General features: G+C 61.3%; 13 protein-coding genes. 9 read left to right on the top strand and 4 right to left on the bottom strand.

Annotated features, from left to right (window positions below):
• The first annotated feature begins 4 nt into the window (after positions 1-4).
• The 7 genes from QOL84_RS21185 to QOL84_RS21215 all read left to right on the top strand — a co-directional run bounded on the left by QOL84_RS21185 (position 5) and on the right by QOL84_RS21215 (position 9,088).
• Positions 5-2,314, top strand: a complete 2,310-nt coding sequence (locus QOL84_RS21185) for a heavy metal translocating P-type ATPase (RefSeq protein WP_283438445.1) — start codon at positions 5-7, stop codon at positions 2,312-2,314.
• 15 nt (positions 2,315-2,329) lie between these two features.
• A complete protein-coding gene (locus QOL84_RS21190) occupies positions 2,330-3,193 on the top strand; it encodes a LysR family transcriptional regulator (RefSeq protein ID WP_064116303.1) in 864 nt (287 codons plus the stop codon).
• A 220-nt stretch (positions 3,194-3,413) separates the two neighbouring features.
• Positions 3,414-4,490: a putative 2-aminoethylphosphonate ABC transporter ATP-binding protein gene (locus tag QOL84_RS21195; protein ID WP_283438446.1), complete on the top strand. Its 1,077-nt coding sequence runs from the start codon at positions 3,414-3,416 to the stop codon at positions 4,488-4,490.
• Positions 4,490-6,214, top strand: a complete 1,725-nt coding sequence (locus QOL84_RS21200; RefSeq protein WP_283438447.1) for a putative 2-aminoethylphosphonate ABC transporter permease subunit — start codon at positions 4,490-4,492, stop codon at positions 6,212-6,214. Before QOL84_RS21195 ends, QOL84_RS21200 begins: the two co-directional genes overlap by 1 nt.
• 36 nt (positions 6,215-6,250) lie before the next feature.
• Positions 6,251-7,276 (top strand): putative 2-aminoethylphosphonate ABC transporter substrate-binding protein, encoded by a 1,026-nt coding sequence (locus QOL84_RS21205; RefSeq protein WP_283438448.1) that lies wholly within the window; start codon positions 6,251-6,253, stop codon positions 7,274-7,276.
• 118 nt (positions 7,277-7,394) lie between these two features.
• Complete coding sequence (locus tag QOL84_RS21210; RefSeq protein WP_283438449.1) at positions 7,395-8,528, top strand: TIGR03364 family FAD-dependent oxidoreductase; 1,134 nt, start codon at positions 7,395-7,397, stop codon at positions 8,526-8,528.
• Complete coding sequence (locus tag QOL84_RS21215; RefSeq protein ID WP_283438450.1) at positions 8,528-9,088, top strand: phosphonate degradation HD-domain oxygenase; 561 nt, start codon at positions 8,528-8,530, stop codon at positions 9,086-9,088. Before QOL84_RS21210 ends, QOL84_RS21215 begins: the two co-directional genes overlap by 1 nt.
• 173 nt (positions 9,089-9,261) lie before the next feature.
• Here QOL84_RS21215 and QOL84_RS21220 read toward each other — a convergent pair whose 3' ends face one another.
• Entirely contained in the window at positions 9,262-10,647 is a 1,386-nt protein-coding gene (locus tag QOL84_RS21220; protein WP_283438451.1) for a GTPase/DUF3482 domain-containing protein, read from the bottom strand.
• Complete coding sequence (locus QOL84_RS21225; RefSeq protein ID WP_283438452.1) at positions 10,640-12,013, bottom strand: DUF2868 domain-containing protein; 1,374 nt, start codon at positions 12,011-12,013, stop codon at positions 10,640-10,642. The genes QOL84_RS21220 and QOL84_RS21225 overlap by 8 nt, the downstream gene beginning before the upstream one ends.
• 85 nt (positions 12,014-12,098) lie before the next feature.
• Between QOL84_RS21225 and QOL84_RS21230 the strand changes: the two genes are divergently transcribed.
• Entirely contained in the window at positions 12,099-12,611 is a 513-nt protein-coding gene (locus tag QOL84_RS21230) for a dihydrofolate reductase (RefSeq protein WP_283438453.1), read from the top strand.
• 110 nt (positions 12,612-12,721) lie between these two features.
• Here the strand turns inward: QOL84_RS21230 and QOL84_RS21235 are convergent, their stop codons facing one another.
• A complete protein-coding gene (locus tag QOL84_RS21235) occupies positions 12,722-14,113 on the bottom strand; it encodes an L-cystine transporter (protein WP_122660184.1) in 1,392 nt (463 codons plus the stop codon).
• Between the two features lie 242 nt (positions 14,114-14,355).
• Between QOL84_RS21235 and QOL84_RS21240 the strand changes: the two genes are divergently transcribed.
• Positions 14,356-15,417: an HAD family hydrolase gene (locus QOL84_RS21240; protein ID WP_283438454.1), complete on the top strand. Its 1,062-nt coding sequence runs from the start codon at positions 14,356-14,358 to the stop codon at positions 15,415-15,417.
• Between the two features lie 163 nt (positions 15,418-15,580).
• On the opposite strand, the gene ilvD is transcribed toward QOL84_RS21240, so the two are convergent.
• Complete coding sequence (gene ilvD, locus QOL84_RS21245; RefSeq protein WP_129395930.1) at positions 15,581-17,422, bottom strand: dihydroxy-acid dehydratase; 1,842 nt, start codon at positions 17,420-17,422, stop codon at positions 15,581-15,583.
• Positions 17,423-17,558 lie beyond the last annotated feature (136 nt).

The raw sequence follows: 17,558 nt of genomic DNA on the forward strand, positions 1-17,558 counted from the left end.
ACCAATGAGCGATTCTCAGCACACCCACAAGCCCGGCGACGGTCACGATCACAGTCAAAAGTTGCAGCCTGTGCATAAGCATTCACATGGCGGCGATTCCTGCTGCGGGTCGAAAGTCGCAGCGCCGGCACCGGTTCATGCGCACGAGGATTCCTGCTGCTCGTCGACAGCCGCCGCGCCTGCGTTGGTGCAACTGAGCGAAAAGACCAGCGCCGATGCGCGCCTGAGCAGTTTCCGCATCGAAGCGATGGACTGCCCGACCGAGCAGACGCTGATCCAGAACAAGCTCGGCAAACTCGCCGGCGTGCAGCAGCTGGAATTCAATCTGATCAACCGTGTGCTCGGCGTGACCCACAATCTGCCCGGCACTGAGCCCATCACCGAAGCGATCAAATCCCTCGGCATGCACGCCGAGCCGCTGGAGGCGGGCGTCGAAGCGCCGGCTCCGGCGCCAGTGAAAAAACACTGGTGGCCGTTGGCACTGTCCGGCATCGGCGCACTTGCCGCCGAAGTCATCCACTTCACCAACGCCGCACCCACCTGGGTGGTGGCGATCATCGCGCTGGTGTCGATCCTCAGCGGTGGCCTGACCACTTACAAAAAGGGCTGGATCGCCCTGAAGAACCGCAACCTCAACATCAACGCGCTGATGAGCATCGCCGTGACCGGTGCGATCCTCATCGGCCAATGGCCGGAAGCGGCGATGGTGATGTTCCTGTTCACCGTCGCCGAGCTGATCGAAGCGCGTTCGCTCGACCGTGCGCGTAATGCGATCAGCGGGCTGATGCAGATGACGCCGGAGCAAGCCACGGTGTTGCAGGCTGACGGTTCGTGGATTGAGCAAGACGTGAAAAACGTCGAACTCGCCGCCCGCGTGCGGGTGAAGCCCGGCGAGCGCATCGCACTGGATGGCGAAGTGGTTAGCGGCAGTTCGACCATCGACCAGGCGCCGATCACCGGGGAAAGCCTGCCGGTGGAAAAAACCGTCGGCGACAAAGTCTTCGCCGGCACCATCAATCAGGCCGGTTCGTTGGAGTACGCGGTTACCGCAGCGGCGAATAACTCGACCTTGGCGCGGATCATTCACGCCGTTGAACAGGCCCAAGGCGCACGCGCACCCACTCAGCGTTTCGTCGATCAGTTCTCGAAAATCTACACGCCCGTGGTGTTCGTGTTTGCCTTGGCCGTGGCGATCATTCCGCCGTTGTTCATGGGTGCCGTGTGGTTCGACTGGATCTACCGCGCGCTGGTGTTGCTGGTGGTCGCGTGCCCATGCGCACTGGTGATTTCCACCCCGGTGACCATCGTCAGCGGCCTCGCGGCAGCGGCGCGCAAAGGCATTCTGGTCAAGGGCGGCGTGTATCTGGAGGGCGGTTTCAAACTTGATTATCTGGCGCTGGATAAAACCGGCACGATCACCCACGGCAAACCGGTACAGACCGATTACCTGTCCCTCGACGCGACAGCCGATGCCACGGCGCCGGCCATCGCTGCGGCATTGGCCGGTCGCTCCGATCACCCGGTGTCGTTGGCCATCGCCAACGCCGCTGTGGATAAAAACTTCGACGCGCTGATTGTGGATAACTTCGAAGCGTTGGGCGGGCGTGGGGTCAAAGGCGAAATCAACGGTCAGACTTATCATTTGGGCAACCATCGTCTGGTCGAAGAACTCGGCCTGTGCTCGCCGGCACTGGAAGAAAAACTCTTCGCGCTGGAGAAACAGGGCAAATCCGTGGTGCTGCTGCTCGACAGTTCCGGCCCGCTGGCGCTGTTCGCAGTGGCCGATACCGTCAAGGAAACCAGCCGCGAAGCGATCCGCCAACTGCATGAACTCGGGGTGAAAACCCTGATGCTCACCGGTGATAACGTCCACACCGCTCAGGCGATTGCCGCGCAGGTCGGTATCGACGAAGCCCGAGGCGACTTGCTGCCGACCGACAAACTGCAAGCCATCGAAGACCTTTATGCACAGGGTCGGCGAGTCGGCATGGTCGGTGACGGGATCAACGATGCGCCGGCACTGGCTCGCGCCGAGATCGGTTTCGCCATGGCCGCCGCCGGCACCGACACCGCGATTGAAACCGCCGATGTCGCCCTGATGGACGACGATCTGCGCAAGATCCCCGCGTTCATCCGCCTGTCGCGCAATACTGCCAGTATCCTGAAACAGAACATCGCCTTGGCGCTGGTGATCAAGGCTATCTTTCTTGCGGTAACCTTCGCCGGACTCGCCACCATGTGGATGGCGGTGTTCGCTGACATGGGCGTGAGCCTGTTGGTGGTGTTCAACGGTTTGCGCCTGCTGCGCAAATAACGATGAGGGATGGTTGTGCTGAGTGCCGAGCTGAAAGCGTTTTACATGGTCGCCCGCCTGGGCAGCATCACGCTGGCGGCGAAAAAACTCGGCCTCAGCCAACCGACCGTGACCACGCAGATCCGTAATCTGGAAAGTCAGTATTCGGTGGAGCTGTTTTATCGCGGCGGCCGACGCTTGAGTGTCAGTGACGAGGGCGCGCGGCTGTTGCCGATGGTCAAGACGCTGTTGCAGCAGGAAGCCGACATCGAGTTTTTCCTGCGCAACAGCGGTCAGGTGCAGGGCACTTTGCGCATCGCCGCGACGGCGCCGTATTACATCCTCGATCTGGTGAAGACCTTTCGCGAGCGTCTGCCGCAGGTGGAAGTGTCGGTGGAAATCGGCAACTCGCAACAGGTGCTGGAGGCGCTGGAGGACTATCGGGTGGATATCGCCGCGTCGTCGCAATTGCTCGATGACGCGCGGTTGATTCGTCGCGTGCTGGGCACTGATCCACTGGTGCTGGCGGTGCATCGCAATCATCCGCTGGCGGCGCAGGAGCATGTCGCGTTGAGCGCTTTGGCCGGGCATACGTTGTTGATGCGTGAATCCGGTTCGACCACGCGACGATTGACTGAAGAGTTGCTGGCCAGTGCCGGGGTGAGCTTCGGACCGTTGCTGGAGATTGGCAGCCGCGAGTCGATCCGTGAGGCGGTGCTGCGCAATATCGGCATCAGCATCATTGCGCGGCAGGAAGTGCCGCATGATCCGCAGTTGCGCGTGCTGACGATCGAGAATGCGCCGCAGATTCCGGAGTATCTGTATTGCCTTAAAGAGCGCAAGGGCGCGCGGTTGCCGGCGGCGTTCCTCGGCTTGGCGCAGGAAATGTCCCCTGCGTAATGATCGTTCCCACGCTCCGCGTGGGAATGCAGCCCGGGACGCTCTGCGTCCCAAGAGCCGAACGCGGAGCGTCCGATGAGGCATTCCCACGCAGAGCGTGGGAACGATCTCTGGTAACCCAAATCCCCGAATACCACTATCAGCAGTTTTTGCCTCGTTGCCACATGACGGACGCATTACAACTCTAGGATTGGCCCCATCTGCTTGATGAGGTCTGTCCATGAATCCTGCCATCGCAACTGCCCTGACCAACCCCGGTGCGCCGATGAAAGTGCGCGGCGTGCAGAAACGCTTCGGCGCGTTCACCGCGCTGGATAATGTCTCCCTCGACGTCGCCGCCGGTGAGCTGGTGTGCCTGCTCGGCCCCTCGGGCTGCGGCAAGACCACGTTGCTGCGCTGCATCGCCGGCCTGGAAAAACAGGACAGCGGCGAGCTGTACCTCGGTGACCGCGACGTCTCGCACCTCGCCCCGCAGGCTCGCGATTACGGGATTCTGTTCCAGTCCTACGCGCTGTTCCCCAATCTGACGGTCGAGGCGAACATTGCCTACGGCCTCGCCGGCAGCGGTCGCGATGAGGTGCGCCGCCGCGTCGGGCAGATGCTGGAACTGGTCGGCCTCACCGGTAGCGAGAAAAAGTACCCCGGCCAGCTGTCCGGCGGCCAGCAGCAACGTGTGGCGCTGGCCCGCGCTTTGGCGCCGGCACCGTCGCTGCTGTTGCTCGACGAGCCGATGTCGGCCCTCGACGCCCGCGTCCGCGAGCATCTGTGCACCGAGCTGCGCCAACTGCAACGCAACCTCGGCATCACCACGCTGATGGTCACGCACAATCAGGACGAAGCCATGCTGATGGCCGACCGCATCGCCGTGATGAACAATGGCCGCGTCGAGCAGTACGCTACCCCGCAGAAAATCTACAACCGCCCGGCCACGCCGTTCGTGGCCGAGTTTGTTGGTCAGGGCAATTGGCTGCCGTTCCAGCGCAGCAGCGACAGTCACGCACAGGTTGGCGGAATGAACCTGCGCCTCAGCGACGGCAGCGTCCAGCGCGCCTCGGGTCGACTGTTCTGCCGCCCGGAAGCGATCAACGTCAATCCGCCGGTGCACGAAGAAAACCTGTTCCCGGCCAAAGTCCGCGAGATCACCTTCCTCGGCAACCGCTGCCGCATGAGCTTCGAACTCGATCAACTGCCGGGCCACGCCTTGCTCGCCGAACTCGCCCCGGAAGCCATGCCGCGCCTCGGCGCCCAGCAAATCATGGTCGCCTTGCCGCCGCGCAGCCTGCAGGTGTTTGCCTGATGAACAGCAACCTCGCGCTGCCGCTACCGCACAAGCAGGTGCGACAGTCATCGAAAGCCGAGATCGGCGACCGCATTTTTGTTGTCGGCGGCAAACTTCTCCTGTTGGTCTTTCTCGGCGTCGCGGTGTTGCTGCCGTTGCTGGCGATCTTCTGGCGTGGTTTCAGCAGCGAGGCCGGGCAGGGCGGTGGCTGGGTCGCGGCGAAGGAGTTGGTGACCAGCGAGAATTTCCACTGGCTGCTCGGCAACAGCCTGAAAGTGTCCCTCAGCGTTGCGGCCATCGTCGTACCGCTGGCTTACCTGTTTGCCTACGCGCTGCAGCGCACGCTGATTCCGGCGAAGGGCATCTGGCGCGGGATTTCGTTGTTGCCGCTGATGGCGCCGTCGATGCTGCCGGGAATTGCACTGGTCTATCTGTTCGGCAATCAGGGCATGTTGCGCGGGCTGCTCTCGGACAACATCTACGGGTTCTGGGGGATAGTGCTGGGCGAGGTGATCTACACCTTCCCGCATGCGCTGATGATTTTGCTGTCGGCGTTGTCGCTGGCCGATGCGCGATTGTTCGATGCTGCGTCGAGCATGGGCGCCAGTCCGGCCAAGGCGTTTCGCAGTATCACCTGGCCGGCAACGCGTCAGGCTGTGTTCGCCGCGTTCTGTCTGGTGTTCACCCTGACCATCACTGATTTCGGTGTGCCGGTGGTGGTCGGTGGCGACTATCAAGTGCTGGCGCTGGAAGCCTACAAAGCCGTGGTCGGCCAGCAACAATTCGGTCGCGGCGCGTTGATTGGCATGGTGCTGTTGCTGCCGGCGCTGTTCAGCTTCGGCGTCGATGCCTGGCTGCGTCGACGTCACGGCGACTCCATGAGCGGTCGGGCGCAGGTGTTCAAACCGGCGCCGTCGAAACTTCGTGATGGCTGCTATCTGGCGATTGTGTTGCTGATCAGCGCGGCGTTGATTCTGGTGTTCGGCATGGCGGTGTTTTCGTCGCTGGTGAAGTTCTGGCCGTACAACCTGTCGCTGTCACTCAACCACTACCAGTTCAACGAAACCGCCGGCGGTGGCTGGCTGGCCTACAGCAACAGTTTGAAGATGGCGCTGGGCACGGCGTTGATCGGCAGCGTGCTGATTTTCACCGGCGCTTATCTGATGGAGAAAACCCGCGATCAGCGCGGCCTCAACCTGGCGTTGCGCATGCTCAGCTTCGTGCCGATGGCGGTGCCGGGGCTGGTGCTCGGTCTGGGTTACGTTTTCTTCTTCAACCTCAGCGGCAACCCGCTGCACGTGCTGTACGGGACGATGACGCTGCTGATCGTCTGCACCATTGCGCACTATCTAACCACCGCGCAGATGACCGCGACCACTGCGCTGCGTCAGCTCGACGCCGAGTTTGAGGCCGCTGCGCTGTCGCTCAAGGCGCCGCTGTACCGCCACTACCTGCGCGTCACCGTGCCGATTTGCCTGCCGGCGCTGCTCGACATCGTGCGCTACCTGTTCGTCTCGGCGATGACCACCGTGTCGGCAGCGATCTTCCTCTACAGCCCCGACACCATCCTTGCGGCGGTCGCGGTGCTGAACATGGATGACGCCGGCAACGTCGGCGGTGCGGCGGCGATGTCGACCCTGATTCTGTTCACCTCGGCGGGCGTGTCCTTGCTGCTGGCGTGGGCTTCGCGCGGCTTGCTGCGCCGTTCTCAAGCCTGGCGGCAAACCGCGCCCGGTCACTGATTCCAACCCCGTTCAACTCATTACAGGAAAACGATCATGTTCAAGCCTATGGCCCTGGCCGCTGCTGTGCTCGCTACTTTCAGCCTGAATGCCTTTGCGGCAAAAACCGAGCTGACGGTGTACACCGCCCTCGAAGCCGAGCAACTGAAGTCCTACAAAGAAGCCTTCGAAAAGGCCAACCCGGACGTCGAGATCAAATGGGTACGTGATTCCACCGGGATCATCACCGCCAAACTGCTCGCCGAAAAGGCCCGTCCGCAGGCTGATGCGGTGTGGGGCCTGGCGGCTTCGAGCCTGGCGATCCTCGATCAGCAAGGCATGCTGCAAAGCTATGCGCCAAAGGACCTCGGCAAGATCGGCGCGAATTATCGCGACGCCGCCAACCCGCCAGCCTGGGTCGGTATGGACGTCTGGGCCGCAACGATTTGCTTCAACACCGTTGAAGCCGAGAAGCAGGGTTTGACCAAGCCAGGGAGCTGGCAGGATCTGACCAAACCTGAGTACAAAGGCAAGATCGTCATGCCGAATCCGGCGTCGTCCGGCACCGGTTTTCTCGACGTCAGCGCTTGGTTGCAAACCTTCGGCGAAAAGCAGGGCTGGGCCTACATGGACGGCTTGCACCAGAACATCGGCCAGTACGTTCACTCCGGCTCCAAGCCTTGCAAACTGGCAGCGGCGGGCGAGTTCCCGATCGGTATTTCCTTTGAATACCCGGCTGTACAGCTGAAGCGTCAGGGCGCGCCGCTGGACATCATCCTGCCGAAGGAAGGTCTGGGCTGGGAGATCGAAGCGACCGCGGTGATCAAAGGCACGCCGCATGAAGACGCGGCGAAGAAACTGGCTGACTTCTCGGCCAGCGCTGAGGCGATGGATCTGTACAAGGAGAACTTCGCGGTTCTTGCGCAGCCGGGGATTGCCAAGCCGCAGACAGAATTGCCGGCGGATTATGAGCAGCGTCTGATCAAGAACGACTTTGCCTGGGCGTCGAAGAATCGCGACGAAATCCTCACCGAATGGCGCAAACGCTATGACGGCAAATCCGAAAAAGTCGCCGCCAAGTAAATCTTCGTAGTCTGACCGGGCCTCATCGCGAGCAGGCTCACTCCTACAGGGGAACGCATTCCAACTGTAGGAGTGAGCCTGCTCGCGATTGCGGTCTTTCATTCAGGACATCATCCAGATGACACAACACAAAGACCTGCTCATCGTCGGCGCCGGCATCCTCGGCCTGTCCCACGCCTACGCCGCTGCCAAACGTGGTCTCAAAGTCGCTGTTTTCGAACGCACCGCCACGCCGCTGGGCGCCTCGGTGCGCAACTTCGGCCAGGCCCTGGTCACCGGCCAGCCACCCGGCCCGATGCTGGAGCTTGCGAAAGCCAGCCGCGAGATCTGGGGCGACTGGGCGCAACTCGCCGGCCTGCAAATCAAGCGCAACGGCTCTTATCTTTTCGCCAGAACCGAAGCCGAAGAACATCTGCTCGAAACCTTCTACGCCGGTCGTGCGGTTGAACACGGCTACAACGTCGAACTGCTGCGCGGCGCTGCATTGCGCGATCTGTATAACGGCCAGTTCAGCCACCACCGCGCTGCTCTCCATGGCCTCGACGATCAACAGCTGTACTCGCGTGAAGCGATCCCGGCGCTGATCGACTATCTGCGCCGCGACCTCGGCGTCGAGTTTCACTTCTCCACGCTGGTGCGCGACGTCGAGCCCGGTCGCTTGCACAGCACCGTAGGCAGTTTTACCGGCAAACAGATCATCGTCTGCTCCGGTCACGATTATCAGACGTTGCTGGCCGAGCCAATTGCTGCCCTCGACCCGCAAATCTGCCGCCTGCAAATGCTCCGCGGCAAACCGCAGATCGATCTCAATCTGCAACACGCCTTGCTCACCGGCCTCAGTTGCGTGCACTACGGCGCCTTCGCCGATCTGCCGGAAGCGGCGGCGGTGCAGGCGCAGATCCTCCGCGAACAACCGCACCTGCACGACAACGGCATTCACCTGCTGATCAGCCCGACGCCTTATGGCGAACTGATCATCGGCGACTCGCACCACTACGGCAGCGACCCTTCACCGTTCAACGCCGAGCAAGTGGACAACTGGATGCTCGAACTGGCCGAGCAGACCCTGGGCTGCAAGGTGCAAGTGGTCGAGCGCTGGCAGGGCGTCTATGGTTCTCGGGGGCCGGGGCCGTTTTCGTTGCTGCAACCGGTAGCGGGCCTGAGCGTGGCGCTGATGCACACCGGCGTCGGCATGAGCGTCGGCCCGGCGATGGCCGAGCGCAACATTGCGCAATTACTGGGGGAAGTTTGATGACAGGTCACGAGCAAGTGCTTGCCCGCGTGTTCGGGTTGTATGAACGCTTCGGCACCAGCGATTACATCGGCGAGCCAGTGTCGCAGATCGAGCACATGTCCCAGGCCGCCGAACTGGCGATAGCCGAAGGCTTTGATGATGAAGTGGTGTTGGCGGCGTTCTTTCATGACATCGGTCATTTGTGTGCCGAAGGCGCAGAGAACATGGGCGGTTATGGCGTGGTCAGCCATGAACGCCTCGGCGCGGATTATTTGCGTGAGGCGGGATTCAGCGAACGCATGGCGCGGCTGGTGGAATATCACGTGCAGGCCAAGCGGTATCTGACGTTGCGTGAGCCGGGTTACTACGAACGATTGAGTGAGGCGAGTCGGCGGACGCTGGCGTATCAGGGCGGGGTGATGACCGAGGCGGAGGCGGATGTGTTTGAGCGGGATCCGTTGTGTGCCGTTAGTCTGCGGATGCGCCAGTGGGATGAGTTGGCCAAGGAGATGGCGGTGCCGGTGATTGATTTGGCGGTGCTGAAGCGCAAGGCTGAGGTTTTGTTGTCGGCCAGATAATTGCAACCCTCACCCCAGCCCTCTCCCGGAGGGAGAGGGGGCCTACGGAGTTGATCTCAGGTGATACATCGACCTGAAATATCCAGTCGAACTCAGGTTTTGAAAAGCCAGAAGATCTGCTCCCTTCCCCCTCTACCCCTTGGGGGAGAGGGCTGGGGTGAGGGGGTAGCGATCTAAAGCTCAAGCACCCGAGCAACCAACACCTCAACCTGCTCCTGCCTTTCCGCCTGATTCAACTTCGCCTGCGGATTCAACGACGACCACTGCGGATGCGCCCGCGCCTTGTTCAGCGCCTCCGGCAATTTGCCCTCGCGCCAGGTCTTATCCTGCGGTGTCGCCACCTGAATGCTGTCCATCGCCGCATGCCCGCGCTGATCCAGCGCCAACACCAACTGCCGCTGGCGCAACGCCAACAGCCGCAACACCCCATCATCCACCGTCAGCTCACGCTGCCCTTTGATCTTGCCGAGCAACCGACTGCCATAACTGCGCGCCGTTTGCAGCGCGCCACCGGCAATCGCGCCGGCCAATGCCGCCGCGCCGAGGGTGATCCCGCCGACCAGCAAATCCACACCAGCCCCCGCCGCCGCACCGGCAGCAATTCCGCCGCCCACGCGTACACCGAGTTGCTTCAACGTTTCCGGGTTGAACAGGTCATCACCCCAACGCCCATCGAGCAACGGCAAATCACTCGCCGCCGCATCCTGCGGACGAAACGCATACAGCTTGAGCAGCGCCTCAACACACTTCTGCTCACGCTGACGGACAGCCTTGCGCAATTCGCTGATGGCCTGCTGTTCCTGCACAGCTTCACTGACCACACTGCGCCGACACGCCGCACAGTCGATCAATAATTCAGCAATCAACCGCGCCGCACTTTGCTGCCGCGCAAGGCGCTGAGCCTGCTGATCGGCAATCAATCGCTCCAGTTGCGGCCGGGCGTTTTCCAGCAGCAGCGCGAGACTTTCATACAGCCGTCGTTCGCCATCCTCGGGCGGCGCCACACTGTCGAAACGCACCAGCGCATGCAGCCCGAGCCGCGCCAACGCCTCACGCCAATCCGGCTCGCGATGGTTGGCACTGCTGACAAAATTCAGCACCGGCAGCAGCGGTTTGCCGCAACTGGCGAGCACTTCCAGCTCATCACGATACTTGGCCAGCACCGGTTCGCGCGCATCGATCACATACAAACCGGCGTCGGAAGCGAGCAGTTGCCGCAGCACTTTGGCTTCCTGCTCGAAACGCTGGCGCGCCTCGCTGCCGTCGAGAAATCTTGCCAGTCTGGCCGGGCCATCGAGGCGTTCGCCGGGGCGTTCCAGGCGTTCGAGAAAGTCGAGCAGCGCGATGGCGTCTTCCAATCCCGGCGTGTCATAGAGGTCGAGCAGCGGCTCGCCGTCCACTGACAACCGCGCGCCTTCGACATGCCGCGTGGTGCTCGGGCGATGGGAGACTTCGCCGAAACCGACGTCGCGGGTCAGCGTGCGCAGCAGCGAAGTCTTGCCGACGTTGGTGTGGCCGACCACCGCGAGTTTCAGCGGCGCTTTCCAGGCATCAGTCATGACCCGTCTCCAGCCAGTTCAACGGCGCGCAATCGGCAAACTTCAGATCAAGCTGTTGCAGCGCGACGTGCCAGTCGCCGAGGCGTTCGGCATCCAGTGCTTCGCCGGGCGGCGCTTGCAGCAGCCAGACGCGGGTTTCTCCCGCACTGCGCGCCAGTTCGGCGATCAAAGCGAGGCTGCCGCGATCCGGTGAACGCCGTGGATCGCAGGCAATCGCCAGACGTGCCGGCGGGAAACGGCTCAATTGTTCGAGGAGCTTGTGACGTGATTCGCGGCTGTCGAGGATACCGGCGTTGCTGACGTTCTCCGGCAACGCGGGTGGCCATGGACGCTGTTCATCGAGTTCGATGGCGACCAGTAACGCGCCTTCGCTGGCGAGTTCGCCGACGCTGCTTTCGACGCGATGCAGTTGCGCAGGCGCAGGATCGTTGACGCCGAGGCGTTCGCTGGTCGGCATCAGACGTTCGCGCAATTGCGCGTAGCCGGGTAGATTCAGGTCCAGACGCAGCGCGGTTTTACCGCTGTTCCAGCGCCAGAAACACAACAACGTCAGCAGCAAGCGCGGCAGCACGCCATACACCATCAACACGCCGACCAGCCAGGTCGCCCAGGCCTGTCGGGCGCTTTCGATGTCGAGCGCAGCGTCGCCGCTGGCGCGGATCATCTCCACCGTCGGTACGTTGAAACCGAGCAGCGACGGCAGATAGCCGAGCGCATGAGTGACGTGGATAAAGGTGTCGGCGCTGAGAATCGTGGTTTCCCAGACGAAGCCGTAGCGCCGGGTCGCCATCAGCGTCAGCAGCAGAATCAGTGCGCTGAGCATCGCCAGCAACCACAAGCCGTTGACCAGTGTGCCGAGCGCCCAGCGATTGAGTTTCTTGCGTTGCAGCATCAGCAGCAGGGCAGGTGCCAGTTGCGCGGCTTTGGCATCGCGGGCCATTTTTTCGCTGAGCCATAACCACAATCGTCCGAGTGTGGCGCCGTGTTCGCCGGCAAAGATCAATCCCAGCAACCAGCTCAACAACAGAATCAGGTTCAGCCCGAGCAGGCTGCCCAAGGCCCAGAACACATTGACTGGCGTTTGCCCGAGTGCAGCGAAGGCCAGACCGGCGCCGCTCAGCACCGCGAATATCATCAGCAGCACCAGCGCCAGTCGCGCGCCTTGCAGCCAGTGTTTCAGGGCATGGGTCAGCCCGTCACGTTCAGCCAGCCATAGTGCCCGGCGCTGAATGCGACCCGGCAGATCGCCGCCAGCCGCGCGCGCCAGTCGATTGGCTTCCAGATCATCAAGCGGGCCTGCGTGTTCTTCGCGCAGGCGCACGGTCTCGGTGAGCCAGAGGTTTTGCAGTGGAGTCAGTTCAGTCACGCGCCATTCCGTTGCTCGATTGAGCAATGAGCATAACCGCTGTGGCGCTTATCGGGGTAAGCGCGGCTCTGGTATCCTCGCCGGCATGACTAAATCACTCCCCCTCAGCCTGATCGCAGCCCTCGGTGAAAACCGCGTGATCGGCGTCGACAACAGCATGCCCTGGCACCTGCCGGGGGACTTCAAATACTTCAAGGCCACGACCTTGGGCAAGCCGATCATCATGGGTCGCAAGACCTGGGATTCGCTCGGTCGGCCATTGCCGGGGCGCTTGAACATCGTGGTCAGCCGTCAGGCCGATCTGGTGTTGGAAGGTGCGGAAGTTTATCCGTCGCTGGAAGCTGCCGTGGTTCGCGCCGAGGAATGGGCGAAGGCGCAGGGCGTCGATGAGCTGATGCTGATTGGTGGCGCGCAGTTGTATGCGCAAGGGCTGGCGCAGGCGGATCGTCTGTATCTGACCCGAGTGGCGCTGAACCCGGAAGGGGATGCGTGGTTTCCGGAGTTTGATTTGAACCAGTGGAAGCTGGTGTCGAATGTACCGAATCCAGCTGAGGGCGATAAACCCGCGTACAACTTCGAAGTCTGGGAAAAAGCCTAAATTGTGGCGAGGGGGGTTATCCCCGTTGGGTTGCGCAGCAGCCCCAAAATAATGGGGTCGCTACGCAACCCAACGGGGATAAATCCCCTCGCCACAAGTATGTGTTGCACTTAAGCCTGCGCCAACTCTGCATGCTCATCGGCATCCAGCAGTGCTTTATCGGTCTGCTGCATCACCTGACTGGTAATCGCACCAGCGGTAATCGAACCGCTCACGTTCAACGCCGTGCGACCCATATCAATCAGCGGCTCTACCGAAATCAGCAACGCCACCAGTGACACCGGCAAGCCCATCGCCGGCAGCACGATCAGCGCCGCGAACGTCGCGCCGCCACCGACACCGGCCACACCGGCCGAACTCAACGTCACAATCGCCACCAGCGTCGCGATCCACAAAGGATCCAGCGGGTTGATGCCTACGGTTGGCGCAACCATCACCGCCAACATCGCCGGGTACAGACCTGCGCAGCCGTTCTGGCCGATGGTCGCACCGAACGACGCCGCAAAACTCGCCACCGATTGCGGGATCCCCAGACGCCGGGTCTGCGCTTCAATGCTCAGCGGAATGCTCGCCGCGCTCGAACGGCTGGTGAACGCGAACGTCAGCACCGGCCAGATCTTGCGGAAGAAACGCAGCGGGTTGATCCCGGCCGCCGACACCAGCAAACCGTGCACGACGAACATCAGGCCGAGACCGAGGTACGACACCACAACGAAACTGCCGAGCTTGATGATGTCTTGCAGGTTGGAACCGGCGACCACTTTGGTCATCAGCGCCAGCACACCGTACGGGGTCAGCTTCATCACCAGACGCACCAGACGCATCACCCAGGCTTGCAGGGTGTCGATGGCGTTGATCACTTTCTGACCTTTTTCGACGTCATCCTTGAGCAGTTGCAGTGCGGCAACCCCGAGGAATGCAGCGAAGATCACCACGCTGATGATCGACGTTGGCTTGGCCCGCGCCAGATCGGCGAACGGGTTTTGCGGGATGAACGACAGCAGCAGTTGCGGCACATTCAGGTCGGCGACTTTGCCGGCGTAGTCGGTCTGAATGGTTTGCAGACGGGCCATTTCCTGGGTACCGGCGACCAGACCTTCAGCGGTGAGGCCGAACAGGTTGGTCAGGCCGATGCCGATCAGTGCCGCAATTGCGGTGGTGAACAGCAGCGTGCCGATGGTCAGGAAGCTGATCTTGCCCAGCGACGACGCGTTGTGCAGACGTGCCACGGCGCTGAGGATCGAGGCGAACACCAGCGGGATGACGATCATTTGCAGCAACTGCACGTAGCCGTTACCGACCAGATCGAACCAGCCGATCGACGCTTTCAGCACCGGGTTACCGGCACCGTAAACGGTGTGCAGGGCCACGCCGAACGCTACGCCCAGCGCGAGTGCCAGCAGGACTTTTTTCGCCAGGCTCCACGTGGTGTGGCGGGTTTGTGCCAGACCGAAGAGCAAGGCGAGGAACACCAGCAGGTTGAGAATCAACGGTAGGTTCATGAGAACTCCAGGAAAGACTGTGCCAACAGCCTTCCGGGGCTGCTGCGAACCGGCAAGCCTAACAGTTTGATTTCCAATGATTTAATACCGAAATTGCAGGTTGTCCGTCGTTTTTGGAATAAGCGCGTGTCGTTCTCGGTAATGCATCTGGCGCAAATAGCGGCATCAGCGGTCGCTGACAGACGGGGACTGTCACACACATTTGTTAGCGTCGATGCTTTTACATCAGGGAGAAAACGTCGATGAAGTTCGCACCGAAATTTCTGGCTGTCGCACTGGCTGTGGGGATGGGCCTGGCTACTCAGGCTTTCGCCACCGACCTGAAACACTGGCCGGCGGATCAGGCCAAGGCGCTGGACGCAATGATCGCGGCCAACGCCAACAAGGGTAACTACGCGGTGTTCGACATGGACAACACCAGTTACCGTTACGACCTCGAAGAGTCCTTGCTGCCGTTCATGGAAAACAAGGGCCTGATCACCCGCGACAAACTCGATCCCTCCCTGAAACTGATGCCGTTCAAGGACACTGCCGACCACAAGGAAAGCCTGTTCAGTTACTACTACCGTCTCTGCGAAGTCGACGACATGGTCTGCTACCCGTGGGTGGCGCAGGTGTTCTCGGGTTTTACCCTCAAGGAACTCAAAGGCTACGTTGATGAACTGATGGCCTCGGGCAAACCGGTGCCGGCCACATACTACGAAGGCGATGTGGTGAAAAACCTCGACGTTCAGCCACCGAAAATCTTCACCGGCCAGGTTGAGCTGTACAACAAGCTGATGGAGAACGGCATCGAGGTCTACGTGATGACCGCTGCCTCGGAAGAACTGGTGCGCATGGTCGCGGCGGATCCGAAGTATGGCTACAACGTCAAACCGCAGAACGTCATCGGCGTGACCACGCTGCTGAAAAACCGCGAGACCAACGAATTGACCACCGCGCGCAAACAGATCACGGCAGGCAAATATGACGAGAAGGCCAACCTTGGCCTGGAACTGACGCCATATCTGTGGACGCCAGCGACCTGGATGGCCGGCAAACACGCAGCGATCCTGACTTACATCGACGAATGGAAAAAACCGGTATTGGTCGGTGGCGATACTCCGACCAGCGACGGTTACATGCTGTTCCACGATGTAGACGTGGCCAAGGGCGGGATTCACTTGTGGATCAACCGCAAGGACAAGTACATGACGCAGTTGAACGGCATGATGGCCAAGCATGCGGCGGCGCAGGCAAAAGAAGGGTTACCGGTGACTGCGGACAAGAACTGGGTGATCGTCAAACCAGAAGAAATTCAGTAACCCCCGGAAGGGATCGGGTTAATCGTTCCCACGCTCTGCGTGGGAATGCAGCCCGTGACGCTCCGCGTCACTGGACGCGGAGCGTCCCTTGAGACATTCCCACGCAGAGCGTGGGAACGATCAGCCCCGCACTTGGCGGGGCATTTTTTTCGACAGCTAAGACTTACAGCCCGTCAAGCATCGCTTTGTTACGCACCGCACCTTTGTCGGCGCTGGTCGCCAGCAGGGCGTAGGCCTTGAGGGCGGTGGTCACTTTGCGTGGACGGATCTCGACCGGTTTCCAGCCTTTCTTGTCCTGCTCGGCGCGGCGTGCCGCCAGTTCTTCATCGCTGACCAACAGGTTGATCGAGCGGTTCGGAATGTCGATCAGTACTTTATCGCCATCCTGCACCAGACCGATCGCGCCACCGGCTGCTGCCTCTGGCGAAGCGTGACCGATGGACAGGCCCGACGTACCGCCGGAGAAACGCCCGTCGGTGAGCAAGGCGCAGGCTTTACCCAGACCTTTGGATTTCAGGTACGAGGTCGGGTAGAGCATTTCCTGCATGCCCGGGCCGCCTTTCGGGCCTTCGTAGCGAATGATGACGATGTCGCCAGCCTTCACTTCGTCGGCGAGGATGCCGCGTACGGCGCTGTCCTGGCTTTCGAAGATCTTCGCGTTGCCTTCGAAGACGTGGATCGACTCGTCGACGCCGGCGGTTTTCACCACACAGCCGTCGAGGGCGATGTTGCCGTACAGCACGGCCAGGCCACCTTCTTGCGAATAGGCGTGTTCAAAGCTGCGGATGCAACCGTTCTCACGGTCGTCATCGAGGGTTTCCCAACGAGTCGACTGGCTGAACGCGGTCTGCGTCGGGATACCGGCAGGACCGGCCTTGAAGAAGTGATGCACAGCTTCATCGTCGGTCTGGGTGATGTCCCATTTGGCGATGGCTTCTTCCATGCTGCGGCTGTGCACGGTCGGCAGGTCGGTGTGCAGCAGACCGCCGCGGGCCAGCGAACCGAGGATGCTGAAGATGCCGCCGGCGCGGTGCACGTCTTCCATGTGGTACTTCTGGATGTTCGGCGCGACCTTGCACAACTGTGGAACGGTGCGCGAGAGGCGGTCGATGTCGCGCAGGTCGAAATCGATTTCGGCTTCCTGGGCGGCCGCGAGCAAGTGCAGGATGGTGTTGGTCGAACCGCCCATGGCGATGTCGAGCATCATCGCGTTCTCGAACGCCTTGAAGTTGGCGATGTTGCGCGGCAATACCGACTCGTCGTTCTCGCCGTAGTAACGCTTGCACAGCTCGACGATGGTGCGGCCGGCCTGCAGGAACAATTGCTCGCGATCACTGTGGGTGGCGAGGGTCGAACCGTTGCCCGGCAATGCCAGACCCAGTGCTTCGGTCAAGCAGTTCATCGAGTTGGCGGTGAACATGCCGGAGCACGAACCACAGGTCGGGCAGGCGCTACGCTCGTACTCGGCGACTTTCTCGTCAGAAGCGCTTTCGTCGGCGGCGATCACCATGGCGTCGACGAGGTCGAGGCCGTGGGAGGCGAGTTTGGTCTTGCCGGCTTCCATCGGGCCGCCGGAAACGAAGATCACCGGAATGTTCAGGCGCAAGGCAGCCATCAACATGCCCGGGGTGATCTTGTCGCAGTTGGAGATGCAGACGATGGCGTCGGCGCAGTGGGCGTTGACCATGTACTCGACGGAGTCGGCGATGATCTCGCGGCTCGGCAGCGAATAGAGCATGCCGTCGTGACCCATGGCGATGCCGTCATCCACGGCGATGGTGTTGAATTCTTTCGCTACACCGCCGGCGCGTTCGATTTCACGGGCGACCAGTTGGCCCAGGTCTTTAAGGTGCACGTGGCCCGGTACGAACTGGGTGAACGAGTTGGCAATGGCGATGATCGGCTTTTTGAAGTCGTCATCTTTCATCCCGGTGGCGCGCCACAATGCGCGGGCGCCGGCCATGTTGCGGCCGTGGGTGGATGTTTTCGAACGATAATCTGGCATGGAGCACTCCGGGCGGCTAATCACTTACTAATCAGGTGCAAAAGGGGAGTGAGCTTCTATTGACGTCTGGAACACTCAGAAAATGACCGGGTGTCCGGAAGTTGCCGATGACGTTGCGGGATCGCCGCTGGTCTCA

The sequence above is a fragment of the Pseudomonas helmanticensis genome (assembly GCF_900182985.1).
Taxonomy (GTDB): domain Bacteria; phylum Pseudomonadota; class Gammaproteobacteria; order Pseudomonadales; family Pseudomonadaceae; genus Aquipseudomonas; species Aquipseudomonas helmanticensis.